Source organism: Luteimonas sp. A534 (genome assembly GCF_054072805.1).
In genome coordinates, this window is sequence record NZ_JBSVRR010000001.1 from 916267 (window position 1) to 931237 (window position 14971).

At 70.5% G+C, this 14971-nt stretch carries 13 protein-coding genes and 2 pseudogenes; 5 read left to right on the forward strand and 10 right to left on the reverse strand.

Going from position 1 to position 14971, the window contains the following annotated elements; translation table 11 throughout:
• Window positions 1-35 precede the first annotated feature (35 nt).
• Window positions 36-1892: a type IV pilus assembly protein FimV gene (locus ACW5F0_RS04120; RefSeq protein WP_456964750.1), complete on the reverse strand. Its 1857-nt coding sequence runs from the start codon at window positions 1890-1892 to the stop codon at window positions 36-38.
• A gap of 331 nt (window positions 1893-2223) precedes the next feature.
• On the opposite strand from ACW5F0_RS04120, the pseudogene ACW5F0_RS04125 reads away from it, so the two are divergent.
• Window positions 2224-2340: pseudogene (locus ACW5F0_RS04125) on the forward strand (hypothetical protein); the annotation flags it as partial.
• Between the two features lie 133 nt (window positions 2341-2473).
• Window positions 2474-2623: a hypothetical protein gene (locus ACW5F0_RS04130; RefSeq protein ID WP_456999165.1), complete on the forward strand. Its 150-nt coding sequence runs from the start codon at window positions 2474-2476 to the stop codon at window positions 2621-2623.
• 12 nt (window positions 2624-2635) lie between these two features.
• On the opposite strand, the gene ACW5F0_RS04135 is transcribed toward ACW5F0_RS04130, so the two are convergent.
• From ACW5F0_RS04135 to prmB, 5 genes and pseudogenes are all read right to left on the reverse strand, one after another.
• Entirely contained in the window at window positions 2636-3652 is a 1017-nt protein-coding gene (locus ACW5F0_RS04135; RefSeq protein WP_456964752.1) for an aspartate-semialdehyde dehydrogenase, read from the reverse strand.
• 49 nt (window positions 3653-3701) lie between these two features.
• Window positions 3702-5009 (reverse strand): APC family permease, encoded by a 1308-nt coding sequence (locus tag ACW5F0_RS04140; RefSeq protein WP_456964753.1) that lies wholly within the window; start codon window positions 5007-5009, stop codon window positions 3702-3704.
• 21 nt (window positions 5010-5030) lie between these two features.
• Entirely contained in the window at window positions 5031-6044 is a 1014-nt protein-coding gene (locus ACW5F0_RS04145; RefSeq protein WP_456964754.1) for a 2-hydroxyacid dehydrogenase, read from the reverse strand.
• The gene (aroC, locus tag ACW5F0_RS04150) at window positions 6037-7152 is read right to left on the reverse strand and encodes a chorismate synthase (protein WP_456964755.1); all 1116 of its coding nucleotides are present in this window, start codon (window positions 7150-7152) and stop codon (window positions 6037-6039) included. Before aroC ends, ACW5F0_RS04145 begins: the two co-directional genes overlap by 8 nt.
• Before the next feature lie 103 nt (window positions 7153-7255).
• Window positions 7256-8170: pseudogene (prmB, locus tag ACW5F0_RS04155) on the reverse strand (50S ribosomal protein L3 N(5)-glutamine methyltransferase); the annotation flags it as partial.
• A gap of 106 nt (window positions 8171-8276) precedes the next feature.
• Between prmB and ACW5F0_RS04160 the strand changes: the two are divergent.
• From ACW5F0_RS04160 to ACW5F0_RS04170, 3 genes are all read left to right on the forward strand, one after another.
• On the forward strand, window positions 8277-8924 hold the full coding sequence (locus tag ACW5F0_RS04160; RefSeq protein WP_456964756.1) for an SCO family protein: 648 nt from the start codon (window positions 8277-8279) through the stop codon (window positions 8922-8924).
• Window positions 8921-9766 carry an archaetidylserine decarboxylase gene (gene asd, locus ACW5F0_RS04165; RefSeq protein WP_456964757.1) on the forward strand — a complete coding sequence of 282 codons (846 nt, stop codon included), beginning with the start codon at window positions 8921-8923 and terminating at the stop codon, window positions 9764-9766. The genes ACW5F0_RS04160 and asd overlap by 4 nt, the downstream gene beginning before the upstream one ends.
• 71 nt (window positions 9767-9837) lie before the next feature.
• The gene (locus ACW5F0_RS04170; protein ID WP_456964758.1) at window positions 9838-11646 is read left to right on the forward strand and encodes a DEAD/DEAH box helicase; all 1809 of its coding nucleotides are present in this window, start codon (window positions 9838-9840) and stop codon (window positions 11644-11646) included.
• Between the two features lie 7 nt (window positions 11647-11653).
• On the opposite strand, the gene ACW5F0_RS04175 is transcribed toward ACW5F0_RS04170, so the two are convergent.
• The 4 genes from ACW5F0_RS04175 to ACW5F0_RS04190 all read right to left on the reverse strand — a co-directional run bounded on the left by ACW5F0_RS04175 (window position 11654) and on the right by ACW5F0_RS04190 (window position 14882).
• Entirely contained in the window at window positions 11654-13498 is a 1845-nt protein-coding gene (locus tag ACW5F0_RS04175) for a GGDEF domain-containing protein (protein ID WP_456999088.1), read from the reverse strand.
• A 9-nt stretch (window positions 13499-13507) separates the two neighbouring features.
• Entirely contained in the window at window positions 13508-13804 is a 297-nt protein-coding gene (locus tag ACW5F0_RS04180; protein WP_456964760.1) for a hypothetical protein, read from the reverse strand.
• Window position 13805: 1 nt separating this feature from the next.
• Window positions 13806-14618: an SAM-dependent methyltransferase gene (locus ACW5F0_RS04185; RefSeq protein ID WP_456964761.1), complete on the reverse strand. Its 813-nt coding sequence runs from the start codon at window positions 14616-14618 to the stop codon at window positions 13806-13808.
• Window positions 14619-14705: 87 nt separating this feature from the next.
• On the reverse strand, window positions 14706-14882 hold the full coding sequence (locus tag ACW5F0_RS04190; RefSeq protein WP_456964762.1) for a hypothetical protein: 177 nt from the start codon (window positions 14880-14882) through the stop codon (window positions 14706-14708).
• Between the last annotated feature and the right edge of the window lie 89 nt (window positions 14883-14971).

Sequence of the window (14971 nt, forward strand, 5' to 3'; positions counted from 1 at the left end):
GACCGCCGCGCCGCGGCCAGGCCGCGGCGGGTTCGTCAGGCGATCCCTTCCAGCAGGCGGGACGCCTCGGCGCGGGCAGCGGGCTCGCCGGCGTCGGCCACCTCGCGCAGCAGGTCGCGCGCGGTATCGATGTCACCGAGGTCGATATAGGCGCGTGCCAGCTCGATCCGCTCGGCACCGCCCGGCGCGGGGTTGAGCGATGCGATCACCGCGGCGTCCGCCGCATCCCGGCCCGCGTCCGTGGCCGGAGGCGACTGCGTCGGCGGTGTCACCGGGGCCGCCACCGCGGTCGACAGGGGCGCGTCGGCGTGCCAGGTCGGGGCCGCAGCTGCCGGCACGGGCCTGGACACCGCTGCAGGAGCGGGGACAGCGTCATCCGGACCGGCTTCCCGGCGCGGCGCTGGCGACGGCGTCGCAGCCGCCAGCGTCTCGGAATCGAAGCGCGGACGCGGCGTCGGACGCGGCGCGCGCCGTACGAGCAGCCACGCCACGGCCACCACCACCAGCAGGCCAAGGCCGATCCACAGCCAGGGCAACCCGCCGGCCTGGTCCGCTGTGGGCGCCGGCGTCGCCGGGACTTCGGACGCACTGGCCAGCCGCTCTTGCGCCGCGGCCATCTCGCTGTCCTTCATTTCGATCAGCTGCGCCTGCTGTGCCTGCAGGCGCTCGAGGTCGGCGACGCGGGCCTTGAGCTCGGCAACCTCGGCCTCGCGCGCGGCCAGGGTTTCCTGGTTCTGTTGCAGTTCCTGTTGCATTTCCTGTCGCAGCATTTCGCCCTCGCCACCGGCCTGGATGCCGGATCGTATGCCTGCCTGCTGCCCGCCCGCGGCCGACGGCGGCACGATTTCAAGGCGCGCATCCGCGGTTCGTGGAGCCGGAGCCGACTGCGCACCCGCGCCGGCAGCATCCGCTTCGGAGGCGCCCTCGCCCGCCGCGGCTACCGCATCGGGCTGGGGTGCCGGCTGCGTCATGTCACGCCATGCCGCAATCTGCTCACGCATCAGCGCGCGTGATTCGCGCAGGTCGAGCCCGGCGATCTCGCTGCGATCCGGGATGCGGAGCACCGCGCCCTGGCGCACTAGGTTCAGGTTGTTGGCGATGAACGCCTGCGGATTGGCACGGAACAGGGCCACGATCGCCTGTTCACGGCTGATGCCGTCGCCCACCAGCTGCTGGGCGATCGCGCCCAGGGTCTCGCCGGACTGCACCGGACCGTATTCACTGGCCTGCGCCGATGCAGCCGCGGGCGGCGCGGGGGCGGGGGCCGAAACAGCCGGTGCGGGCGCGGGCGCGGGCGCAGGCGCGGGCTCGGGTGCGGAAGCAAGCTCGGCCGCTGGCTCATCCTGGCCCTCGGCATCGGTCGCGACGGCTTCGTTTGCCGGCGTCGCGTCCGCAGCCGCCGTCCCGCCGTCCGCGATGCTGGCTTCGGGCGCCCGCACGATCGTGTTCGACGGCGCGGAGACAGGGGCCGCGACGGCCGGCTGCGCCGGTGCCGACACCGTCTGCGGCGCATCGACCAGGGCGGAATACTCGCGCACCAGGCGCCCCTGCCCCCAGTCGACCTCGACCAGGAAGGTGAGCGCCGGTTGTGTGACGGGGTCGCGCGTGGTGACCCGGATCACCGGATTGCCGCGGACGTCCAGGGCCACCGTGAACTGCAACCCCGATACCGTTTCATCGGGTGCCGGCAGGCCGATGCGGCGGAACGTGTCGGGCGATGCCAGTCGTGCGCGCAAGGCGTCGAGCTCGGCCGGATCGGTGGAAATGACCTGGATCTCGGCCAGCAGCGGCTCACCGGCGCGCGATTTGACCTCGATGCGCCCCAGCCCCAAGGCCAAGGCCTGCCCGGCGAACAGCACCAGTGCCAGCCCGAAGGCGGCCGCCCATGCCATCGCGCGTATGGATCGCAGCTTCTTGATGACGCTTTCCCCCGCGGATATCCCGAAGACTCTAGCGGTGCCGGGGCGCAATTGGCAATCTCCGACGCGGCAGGCGCACCCAATCCACGTGCACTACGGCACGTGGCCGGCCGCGGTATCGTCGCCGTCGTGGTACCGGTGGCCGATGTCCAGCCCGCAGGGATCAACTCATCGGAGCAAGCATGAACATCGAGCCGCGAACCGCGCGCGTGCCACGGGGAACGACCGCCTGCTCAGCGGACTCATCATGGCGGTCGTCACCTTCTGGCTGTTCGCGCAGTCGGCGCTGAACATCGCGCCGGCGATGCGGGAAGGCCTCGGCACCAGCGTCAGCCTGATGAACACCGCCGTGGCCCTGGGGGCCCTCTTCTCGGGAATCTTCACCGTCGTCTTCGGTGGCCTCGCCGACCGCGTCGGGCGGCTCAGGATGGTCCGCATCGGTCTTCACCTGGGCATCGCCGGCTCGCTGCTCATCGCCGTGGCGCCCCGGCAGCCTGGGCGCCGCGGCGCTGCTTTGCGGCCGCGCGCTGCAGGGCCTGTCCGCCGCCTGCATCATGCCCGCCAGCCTGGCGCTGGTGAAAACCTGCTGGGACGGCACGGAGCGGCAGGCGGCGATCGTGGCGCTGCTGGTCAACGTGCTCCTGCTCGCAAGCGCCGCGGCCGTAGTCGCGCTCACGATCCCGAAGACCCCGCGCGCGGACTGAGGCGCGCCTGCCTCAGCCTTCCGCGACCACCAGCTCGGCCACCTGCACGGCATTGAGCGCCGCGCCCTTGCGGATGTTGTCCGCGACCACCCACAGGTCCAGCCCGCGCGGATGCGAGAGGTCCTCGCGGATCCGGCCGACGAACACGGCATCGTGGCCCGATGCGTGCGTCACCGGCGTCGGGTAGCCGCCGTCGGCGCGCTCGTCGACCACTTCCACGCCGGGAGCGGCCTCGAGCAGCGCGCGCGCTTCGGCGGCGGTGATCTTCGCCCGGGTCTCGATGTGCACGGCCTCGGCATGGCCGTAGAACACCGGCACCCGCACCGCTGTCGGGTTCACCTGGATGGACGCGTCACCGAGGATCTTCTGCGTCTCCCAGACCAGCTTCATCTCCTCGCGGGTGAAACCGTTGTCCATGAACTCGTCGATGTGCGGAATCAGGTTGAACGCGATCTGCACCGGGAAGCGCTTCGGCTCCGCGCCCTGGAAGCGCAGCAGCGAAGCGGTCTGCCGGCCCAGTTCCTCCAGCGCCGAGCGGCCCGCGCCGGACACCGACTGGTAGGTCGCGACGTTGATGCGCTCGATGCCCACGGCGCGGTGGATCGGTGCCAGCGCCACCACCATCTGCATCGTCGAGCAGTTGGGATTGGCGATGATGCCGCGCGGGCGATTCTTCGCCGCGTCCGGGTTGACCTCGCTCACCACCAGCGGCACGTCGTCGTCCTGGCGGAAGGCCGAGGAGTTGTCGATCACCACCGCGCCGACGGCGGCGAATTTCGGCGCGTACTCCTTCGAGATGGCGCCGCCCGCGGCGAACAGCGCGATATCCACGCCCGCCGGGTCGAATTCCGCGAGGTCACGGACCACGACTTCCTCTTCGCCGAAGGCGACCACGCCGCCCGCCGAGCGCGCACTGGCCAAGGCGACGAGTTCGCGGACCGGGAAATTGCGCTCGGAGAGGATCGCGAGCATCGTTTCGCCCACCGCGCCGGTCGCGCCGACCACGGCCACCTTGTATTGCTTGCCCATGGGGGGCCTCCGTCTGCTGTCCCGCGCGACGGCGCCGCGCAGCCATGCATTATCGCGCCTGCGGCGCCCGGATGCGCAGACGCCCCCACCACAGCAGCACGAAGCCCAGCGCCATCGCGATCCCGACATCGCGCAGCTCACGCGCGCTGCCCTGGGCCAGCAGCCACGCAATGACGGCCAGGGCCACCGCCACCGTGCCGATGCCGCCCGGGGCGCGGAACAGCGCCGGGGCCACGTCCGTGCGCCGCCGCAGCATGGCCACCGCGGCGCAGGTCGCGCCGTAGGCCAGCAGCCGCGTGAGCGTGCTGATCGCCACCGCCGACAGGAACGAACCCGAAAGCGTCAACACCAGCATCGCCAGCGCGGTGAACACGATCGCCACGTGCGGCGTGTGGTGGCGTGGATGCGTGCGCGCGAACAGCGCGGGCAGCTCGCTGTTGCCGGCCATCGCGAACAGCAGCCGCGGCGCCGCAAGCACCAGGCCATTGAGGGTGCCGGCGATGGACACCAGCGCGCCGACCACCACCACGCTGGCACCTGCCGTGCCGGCGAAGCTTCCGGCGGCGTCGGCCAGCGGCCGCGTCGATGTCGCAAGCCCGGGCAGCGTGCCGATGCTCACCACCTGCACCAGCACGTACAACGGCACGATCACCGCGAGCGCTGCGAGGATCGCGAACGGCAGCGTGCGCCGCGGGTCCCGGACTTCGCCGGCGGGCACCGTCGCGGTCTCGAAGCCGGTGAACGCGAATACCAGCAGCAGCATGCCGGCGGAGAAGTCGTCGAGCGCCGGCGCATCGCCCGGCACCAAGCGTGCCGGCTCCACGAACCACAGGCCGATGCCCACGAACAGCAGCAGCGGCACCAGCTTGCCGACGGTGAACACGTTGGCGACGATCGCCGCGGGCCGCACGCCACGGATGTTCACCCAGGCGATCAGCGCCACCACGCCCGACACCAGCACCACCCGCCAGGCCGGCGACGTCGCAGCTGGCCAGAACCAGGCCAGGTAGTCGAGCAGCAGGTTGCACAGCGCCGCGAACGCGGTGACCCGCGTCAGCCAGACCAGCCAGCCGACCTGAAAGCCGGCGACCGGCCCGAAGGCCTCGCGCGCGTAGAGGTAGGGCCCGCCGGTGCGCTCGAAGCGGCTGCCGACTTCGGCGAAGCACAGCACCACCAGCAGCACCAGCAGCGCGCATGCGAGGTAGGCCAGCAGCGCCCAAGGGCCCAGCAGCGCATGCACGCGCGACGGCAGGCCGAAGATGCCGGCGCCCACGACGGCGTTGATGAAGAGCGCGACCATGCTGGCGCGGCCGATGCCGCGGACCAGGCCTTCCCCGGTGCGGGCAGCGTCAGTCACGCCTGGCCGCGCCGCCGTTGATCACGACCGTCCGCCATCCCTGTCGACCGGTCGCGGCGTGACGGAGTCCGGCGGATGCCCCGCATCGGGTCCATGGCCCATCGCCGCCACCAGGTTGTCGACCGCCAGCGACACCATCGCCCGTCGCGTGGGCAGGCTGGCACTGGCGATGTGTGGTGTCAGCACCACGTTGCGGCAGGCGACGAGGCGCGGATTGACCGCAGGCTCGCCCTCGAACACGTCCAGGCCGGCCGCGGCCAGGCGGCCTGCCTGCAGCGCGTCGGCCAGCGCGTCCTCGTCGATGAGGCCACCACGGGCGATGTTGGTCAGCGTCGCACCAGGCTTCATGCGCGCGAGCGCCGCCGCATCGATGACGTGGTGATTGGCCGGCGTGTAGGGCAGCACCAGCACGAGATGGTCGGCTTCCGCGAGCAACGCATCGCGCGCGACCCAGGTCGCGGCGCACTCACACTCCACTGCATCCGGAAGCCGGCTGCGGTTGTGGTACAGCACGCGCATACCGAACCCCCGCGCGCGCCGCGCGATGCCCTGCCCGATGCGTCCCATGCCGAGGATGCCCAGCGTGCTGCCGTGGATCTCCACACCCAGCAGCTGGTGGAAGCCCCAGCCCTGCCAGCGGCCCTCACGCAGCCAGTGCTCGGCCTCGGTGATCCGCCGCGCCGCGGCCATCATCAGCGCGAAGCCGAAGTCGGCCGTGGTCTCGGTCAGCACGCCCGGCGTGTTGGTGGCGATGATGCCGTGCGCGGCCAACGCATCCACATCGAGGTTGTTGTAGCCGACGCCGACGTTGGCCACGGCGCGCAGCCGCGCTGCGCCGGCGATCTCCGTCGCGCCGATGCTGTCGTTGAGCGTGACCAGGGCGCCGTCGGCACCGGCCAGCGCCGCCGCGATCGCGTCCGGCGCGTGGTCGGTGACGCGCAGCGTGCGCGTGACATCGAACCACTCGTCCAGCCGCGCTTCGATGTCCTCGTACAGGGGCTGCGACACCCAGACCTTCGGCCTGGGATCAGCCATCGACGGATCCGTCGCGCGACGCCGGGATGCGCGGTGCAACGTCGCCCACGTCGCCGCACTGCGCACGGTGGCGCAGCGCCTGGTCCATCAGCTCCAGCGCCATCATCGCCTCGCAGATCGGCGTCGCGCGGATGCCGACGCAGGGGTCGTGCCGCCCGGTGGTCACGATGTCCACCACGCTGCCTTCGACGTCAACGCCCGCCACCGGCAGGCGCAGGCTGGAGGTCGGCTTGAACGCGATCGAGCACACCACCTGCTGGCCGCTGCTGATGCCCCCCAGCACACCGCCAGCGTGGTTGCTCAGGAAGCCGTCGGGCGCCATCGCGTCCCGGTGTTCGCTGCCCTTCTGCGTGACGGACGCGAAGCCGTCGCCGATCTCCACGCCCTTGACCGCGTTGATCGACATCATCGCCGCGGCCAGTCCGGCATCGAGCTTGCCGTAGACGGGTTCGCCCCAGCCCGGCGGCACGCCGTCGGCAACCACGGTGACGCGCGCGCCGACGGAATCGCCGGACTTGCGCAGCGCATCCATGTACGCCTCGAGCTCGGGCACCTGGGCTGCGTCGGGCCAGAAGAACGGGTTGTGTTCCACCACGCTCCAGTCGTGGCCGCGCGGAGTGATCTCGCCCAGCTGCGCCAGGTGGCCACGCACGTGCACGCCATGGCGTTCGCCCAGCCACTTCTTCGCGATCACCGCCGCCGCCACCCGCATCGTGGTCTCGCGTGCAGAGCTGCGGCCGCCGCCACGGGGATCCCGCACCCCGTACTTCTGCCAGTAGGTGTAGTCGGCATGGCCGGGTCGGAACTGCGCGGCGATCCCTGCGTAGTCCTTGCTGCGCGCGTCGGTGTTGCGGACGAGCAGCGCCAGCGGTGTCCCCGTGGTCACGCCCCCGTACACGCCGGAAAGAATCTCGACCGCGTCATCCTCGCGCCGCGCCGAGGTGTGCCTCGTGCGCCCGGTCGCGCGGCGCTCGAGGTCGTGCGTGAAGTCTCCGGGCGCCAGGGCGATGCCGGGAGGACAGCCGTCGACCACGCAGCCGATCGCCGGCCCGTGTGATTCGCCAAAGGTGGTGACGCGCAGCAGCTGCCCGAACGTGTTCACCGCCATGCCCCGCGCGGCTGGCCGGCGGGCGCGCACATCAGAACAGGTCGCCCGCCCCGGACACGGCACCGTGCTCAGGGGATGGAACAGCGCGCGCCGCCGCCCCTGTACGCTCCGCGGCCAGGGCCGCGATGCGGGCGTTGTGGGTCACCAGGTCGTGCCGTTCGACCACGAACACGCCCATCTGCCCGACCTTGAACTCCACCCACATCAACGGCAGCTCCGGCAGCAGCCGGGACAGCGCCCGCTCGGCCTCGCCGACCTCACAGATGAGCAGCCCGTCCTCGGACAGGTGCAGCGGCGCGTCACGCAGGATCGCCAGCACCAGGTCGAGTCCATCGTCGCCCGCGCGCAGGCCCATCTCGGGTTCGTACGAATACTCGCGCGGCAGCGCGTCGGTCTCGTCGTTGGTGACATAGGGCGGATTGGTGACGATGAGGTCGTAATGCTCGCCCTGCAGCGACGAGAACAGGTCCGAGCGCATGAAGCGGACGTTGTGCACGTCCAGGCGGCGCTCGTTCTCGGCAGCGAGGGACAACGCGTCGTCGCTGAGGTCGACACCGTCGACGTGCCAGTCGGGGTTGTAATGCGCCATCGCCAGCGCGATGCAGCCCGAGCCGGTGCACAGGTCGAGCGCGCGGCGCACGTCGCGTCCGGCGAGCCAGGGCTCGAAGCCGGATTCGATCAGTTCGGCGATCGGCGAGCGCGGCACCAGTGCACGCGTGTCGCTCTTGAAGCTCAGGCCGACGAACCAGGCTTCCCCGCAAAGATAGGCCGCGGGGATTCGCTCCTCGATGCGACGGATGAACAGCCCCAGCACCTCTTCCTTCTCGGCCTCGGTCACCCGCGCCTGGCCGTAGACGGGATTCAGGTCGTGCGGCAGGTGCAGCGCGTGCAGGGTGAGCTGGGTGGCTTCGTCCAGCGCGTTGTCGTAGCTGTGGCCGAACGTCAGCCCCGCCGCGTTGAAGCGGCTGGCACCGTAGCGGATGAGGTCGATGATGGTCTGGAGCTGATGGGTCGTCATGGCGCGCGGTCACGGCGCTTTCGCCGGGTCCGGCAGTATAGGCGAGCAATGCGCGCCACCGCGCGCCGGCCGTTATGATGTTGCGCCCCCAACGCGCCGAGGCCCCATGTTCAACCGCAGCTTCCTGATCGTGCTCGTGATCGCCTTGGCGGCCGGCCTCGGCCTGGTGGCCTCGCAGCGCTGGTTCGGGGGCGACGCCGCCCCGGTGGGCCCCGAGCTCGAAACCGTGCGTCTGTTCCCGCAGCCGCGCGAGCTGCCGCCCTTCGCGCTGCAGCAGTCCGACGGCACCCAGCTGGTGCCGGGCGAGCTGCACGGCCACTGGACCCTGGTGTTCCTCGGCTTCACCCACTGCCCCGACGTGTGCCCGACCACGCTTGCGGAACTCGCGCAGGCGCAGAAGCAGTGGGAGCCGCTGCCCGAGGCGCTGCGCCCACGGGTGCTGTTCGTCTCCGTCGACCCCGAGCGCGACAGCCCCGACCGCATCGGCGAGTACGCCGCGTTCTTCCATCGCGACACGTTGGCCGCCACCGCCGACATCCCCGCGCTGGAAGCGTTCGCGCGCTCCCTGTCGCTGGTGTTCATGAAGGTGCCGCTGTCCGACGACGCGCCCGCCGACCAGTACACGATCGACCATTCCGCAGCGCTCGCCCTGCTCGACCCCGAGGGCCGCATGGCCGGCGTGGTGCAGGGACCCCTGGACCCGGCGGCGATCGCCGCCGACCTCACCGCGCTGACCGGAGTCGCACCGCAGTGAGCCTCACGACCACCCTGACCTACGCGCTGCCGCACCGGTTGCTGTCCGCGGCCGCGCGTCGCCTCGCCTATTCCGACAATCCGCGGCTGAGCCGCTGGCTGATCGACACCGTGGTGCGCCGCTTCCAGGTCGATCTCGCGGAAGCGGCCCAGCCCGACCAGGCCGCCTACCCCACCTTCAACGCCTTCTTCACCCGAGCGCTGGGGCCGGAGGCGCGCCGGGCGGATCCGGACCCTGACGCGATCCTGATGCCCGCCGACGGCCGCATCAGCCAGTGCGGACCGATCCGCGAGGGCCGCATCTTCCAGGCCAAGGGACGTTCCTTCACCGCCGCGGAGCTGCTGGCCGACGCCACCGCCGCGGCCCCCTATGACGATGGCCTGTTCGCCACCGTCTATCTTTCGCCGCGCGACTACCATCGCGTGCACATGCCCTGGAACGGGCGCCTGCTGCGCACCGTCCACGTCCCCGGCCGTCTTTTCAGCGTCGGGCCGGCCGCGGTCGCACGCGTGCCGCGCCTGTTCGCGCGCAACGAACGCCTGGTCTGCCATTTCGCGACCGACTTCGGGCCCATGGCCGTGGTGATGGTCGGCGCCCTGCTGGTCTCGGGCGTGGAGACGGTCTGGAGCGGCGAGGAGATCCCCGCCTATGGCGACCGCGTGGACAGCAAGGATTACGTGGCGGACACCGTGGAACTGGCGCGCTTCGAGGAAATGGCGCGCTTCAACTACGGCTCCACCGTGATCGTGCTGCTGCCACCCGGAGTGGCCGAACTGGCGGCCGGGCTGGGTCCGGAAACCCCCGTCCGCCTGGGCCAGCGCCTGGCCACGCGACTGCCCTGACACCGCACAGGCGCCGGGAGGCGTAGAATCTGCGCCCCTTATGGCCGTCCCGGCCCCGCACAAGGCCGCAGATGAGTTCCGACGCCCCCACCACCCCGCTCTTCACCGACCTCGGCCTGCCGCAGCCGCTGCTGCAGGCGCTCGCCGCCGTCGGCTACGAGGCCCCTTCGCCGATCCAGGCCGCCACCATCCCGCCGCTGCTGGCCGGCCGCGACGTGCTGGGCCAGGCCCAGACCGGCACCGGCAAGACCGCCGCCTTCGCGCTGCCGGCGATGGCACGCCTGGACCCCGCCGCGCGCAAGCCGCAGGTGCTGGTGCTGGCGCCGACCCGCGAACTCGCGATCCAGGTGGCCGAGGCCTTCCAGAAGTACGCCGCCTTCCTGCCCGGCTTCCAGGTGCTGCCGATCTACGGCGGCCAGGGCTACGGCCCGCAGTTGCAGGCGCTGCGCCGCGGCGTGCAGGTGATCGTGGGCACGCCCGGCCGGGTGATCGACCACCTCGAGAAGGGCTCGCTGGACATCTCCGAGCTGCGCCTGCTGGTGCTCGACGAGGCCGACGAGATGCTGCGCATGGGCTTCATCGACGACGTCGAAGCGGTCCTTGCCCGCACCCCGGCGACGCGCCAGGTGGCGCTGTTCTCGGCCACCATGCCGCCGCCGATCCGGCGCATCGCCCAGACCTACCTGAAGGATCCGGTCGAGGTCGCGATCAAGTCCGCCACCAGCACCGCGCGCAACATCCGCCAGCGCTACTGGATGGTCAGCGGCACCAACAAGCTCGACGCGCTGACCCGCATCCTCGAGGCCGAACCCTTCGACGGCATGATCGTGTTCACGCGCACCAAGATCGCGACCGAGGAGCTGGCGGAGAAGCTGCAGGCGCGCGGCTTTGCCGCCGCCGCGATCAACGGCGACATCGCCCAGGCCCAGCGCGAGCGCACCATCGCCCAGCTCAAGGACGGCAAGGTCGACATCCTGGTGGCGACCGACGTCGCCGCGCGCGGGCTCGACGTCGACCGCATCAGCCACGTGCTGAACTACGACGTGCCCTACGACACCGAGAGCTACGTCCACCGCATCGGCCGCACCGGCCGCGCCGGGCGCAGCGGCGAGGCGATCCTGTTCATCGCCCCGCGCGAGCGCAACCTGCTGCGCGCGATCGAGCGCGCCACCCGGCAGCCGATCGAACAGATGGAGCTGCCGAGCGTGGAGACGGTGAACGACGCCCGCATCGTCAAGTTCAAGCAGTCGATCACCGAGACCCTGGCGACGGGCGAGCTGGGACTGTTCCAGTCGCTGGTCGAGGACTACGAGCGCGAGCACAACGTCCCGGCCGTCGAGGTGGCCGCCGCGCTTGCGAAGATGGCACGCGGCGACGTGCCGCTGCTGCTCGAGCCGCCAAGGCGCGATCTGCGTCCGGCACCCGCGTTCGATCGCGCCGAGCGTCCGGCGCGCCACGACCGCCCGGAGCGTCCCGACCGCCCCGCCTTCCCGAAGAAGGAGCGCGTGGCGCGCGCGCCCTCGCCGGGCATGCAGACCTTCCGCGTCGAAGTCGGCTACGACCACGGCGTGAAGCCGGGCAACATCGTCGGCGCGATCGCCAACGAGGCCAACATCGAGTCGAAGCACATCGGCAGGATCGAGATCTTCGAGGACCACAGCTTGATCGACCTGCCATCCGGCATGCCGCCCGAAACCATGACCCACTTGAAGGGCGTGTGGTGCGCGGGCCAGCAGCTGCGGATCACCGTGGACGGCGAGCCGCCGGATACTTCGGGAGGCAAGCCGGCGGGCCGCAAGCCGTTCGGAAAGAAGCCGTTCGAGAAAAAGGCGTTCCCGCCGCGCAAACCGCACCGCAAGGGTCCGGCCCCTTCGCGCTAGGCGGTCCTCAGAGGGCGGCGACCCTGTTGCGCGCGTCGGCTTCGGCTTCCACGCCGGCCGGCATGCGCTCGTGCAGCTCCTCGACCACCACCCGCGGAAGCTCGTGCACGCAGACGCGGTTGCGGCCCTCGCGCTTGGCGCGGTAGAGCATGCGGTCGGCCTGGGACATCATCGCGGTGAGGTCGCGGCCGGCGAGCTCGCTGGAGGTAACGCCGAAGCTTGCGGTGACGGTGAACACGTGACCGCTGCCGGCCGAGTCGATGGACGCCAGCCGTGACCTGCACTCCTCGGCGACGTGGCGCGCGCGTGCGACGTCGGCACCGGGGATGAGGATCGCGAATTCCTCGCCGCCGATGCGCGCGAAGCAGTCGCGCGGCGTGCACAGCGCGCGGCAGACTTCGACCACGCGTACCAGGGCCCAGTCGCCGGCGGCGTGGCCGAAGTCGTCGTTGATGAGCTTGAAGCCGTCGAGGTCGAACATTACCAGCGATACGGTTCCCTCCCCCTGCGCGGCGAGCATCTGCTTGGCGCGCTGGGTGAAGAAATGGCGGTTGCGGGCGCCGGTGAGCGGATCGTTCTCGGCAAGATGGCGCAGCGAGCGCTGCATGCGCTTGGTCTTGAAGGCCCAGTAGCAGATCGTGGCCAGCGCCAGCAGCAGGAGCAGCACGATCAGCCGCGAATTGGTCGCCTCCTGCTCCTGCACCCGTTGCTGCAGCTGCAGGACCTCGTTCTGCTGGTTGAGCAGCTCGATCTGCTGGTTCTTCTGGTTCGTTTCCTGGCGCACGATCTGGTAGGCCAGCTCGCGCGTCTTGACCTCGTTCAACCAGGCCTTGTCGGCCTCGGCATGCTTGCGGTAGTACTCCAGCGCCTCCTGAGGACGCCCCGCGCGCTCGGCGATCACGTACAGCACGCGGTAGGCATCGGCGATCGCACGGGCACCGTCGATGCCGGCGGCCTGGGCAACGGCCGCTTCCGCGCTGCGAACCGCGCCCTGGATGTCGCCGCTCTCTTCCAGGAGCACGGACAGCAGCGAGCGATATTCCGCTATGAGCCACGGATAGCCGATGGCCGTCACCTTGTCGACGGTCTGCTGCAGCAGCGTGATCGCTTCGCGCCGCTTGCCGGTGGCCGCCAGGTGGCGTGCGATGTTGGTGCGGATGATACCGGCGACGACGCCCTCGCCGATCGCATCGCATTTCGCCAGGATTTCTCGCGCATCCCCTTCGCCATCACCCAGCTGGCCCAGTCTCAGGCGCGCCTCGAGGCTGAAATGGCCGGCGAAACAGGCTGCGCGCGGTGCCGGCGAATCAGCCAGGGTCTCGGCGGCATAGGTCTTGGCCAGCGTGTACTGCCCGAGCTGGTTGTACAGCGCCGCCGCCACGTTGGTGCCGTCATGGCGGATGTCCCGGTCTTCGACCTCGTGGCGCATCGGCAGCGTTTTCTCGAGGAAGCGCAGGCCTTCCGCGAAGTCGCGGTTGATCGCGAAGCTGTTGGCCACCAGCGACCCGGCGCGGAAGCGCAGATCCGGATCCGCAGCCTCGTGGAACAGCGTCTGCGCACGCGCGATGCCGGCAGTGACATCGTTGCCGAAAAGCACGAGCCAATAGGCCCGCAGGTACTGCAGCCGCTGCACTTCGGTCAGGTCCAGCGAATCGCGGCGTGCGTAGAGCTGCTCGAGCGCCTGGCCGAAGCGGACGCGGTCCGAGCTGCGCAGGGCATCGGCCTGGGCGAGCAGCTCCCGGATATCGGTCTTGTCATCAGCGGGCGCGACGGGGTCCGACGCGCCAACAGATCCGGTCGCCCCGCAAAGTGCGGCGAGGACGACGATGACGATGGCGAAGGTCCGCGTCACTTGCGCAGATCACTCGCCCGCCGGCGAGCGATCCTCCCGATCGGGCACGTCCCGTTCGTCGCCGTCGCCTTCGCGGTCGGGCGAGCGCAGCGGAACTTCTTCGCTGTCTGGCGTGCAGATCGCGCAGACCATGCGCGGGCGCCCGCCGAGCAGGTCGCCCAGACCCATCGCGTCGCGTCGCAGGAGGGCATCCCGCAGGGCGGGAGTGGCGTCGAGGGACTCGACCGCAGCCTGGTAGGCCGCTGTCGAGCCGAGGATCGCCGGGGCACGGCCGATCGCGTCGAGGAACTGGATGGTTTGCGTCATGTCAGGTGTATTCCTGCAGTTCGGGGTTTGATTCCACCGCGGCATCGAGGACGGCGAGGCGTTCAAGCATCGCTTCGTCGCGCTGCAGCGGAATCGCGGGAGGTACCACCAGGGTGGTCTGCAGGTCCATGCGCGCACCAGGGAACGCCGACAGCGGCAGTTCCTCGATGCGGGGCGTGGAAATCGGCAGCGTGGCGGCTTCGTAAAGGATCACGGGATGGTCCAGGGGATAGTCTTCGGCCAGGCGTTCCACCAGCAGTTGGCGATGCGCCCGCCCCGTAGCAAAACGGCTTGTGGAGCGATCCCCGGCCACCCCGACCTGCCACAGCACCAGGCAGGCGGACGGATCCACCCGCCGGCGGTAGAACATGAACTGGCTGGCCTCGAAGTGCTGGCAGCCATGCATGCCCGGATCGATGCCGAGATCGGCGTAGAGGCAGTCCTCGGCGGACACGCCCGGCTCCATGACGGCTTCGAACCCTTCGCGGCGCGCCTGCGCGATGGCGCGGTGCGGCACCAGCGCGAACACGCCGGGATGGCCATAGAACGCACCGCAGACGCGACGCCCCGCGCGGACCTCGGCCAGCATGGCCTCGACCATTTCGCGGTAGGTGTCGTGCCGGGACTTGCCCTCGTCGTAGAGGGGCTGCAGGCTGCGGACGTCGGGATGCATCTGCTGCAGCCAGAGTTCGACCAGGGGATCGGAGACGGCAGCGAACACGACCTCGGCCTGTTCGATGGTCGCACGCGCACGCGGGCCGATATGCGCGCCCAGCATCATCCCGGTACCGACACAGGCAAGACTTCCAGCCACTGCCCAGCCCCCATGGGCCATCCAGGCCCGTTCAGCTGAGCCTAGCAAACAATCCACCGGGGCGTCAGCCCGGTTCCCGACCGCTCGTCAGGGGCCCAGGACGTGGATGACTTCGTCGAGCGGTGGCCAGCCCAGGAGCGGGGCCAGCCACCAGTAGGCGGCGACCAGGATCAGGACCCACAGCGCGAGCTTCAGCACCACGCCGGCGACCTTGAACGCCAGGTAGAGGCCGATGATGATCGCAACCAGGCCAAGCCAGGTCATGCGCGATGCGGCGCCGGAGCGGTGCGGGGATAGGAGGGAACACGGTCGGACAGGGGCATGCGGACATTCTAGCCGGGCTATCCTGTCGC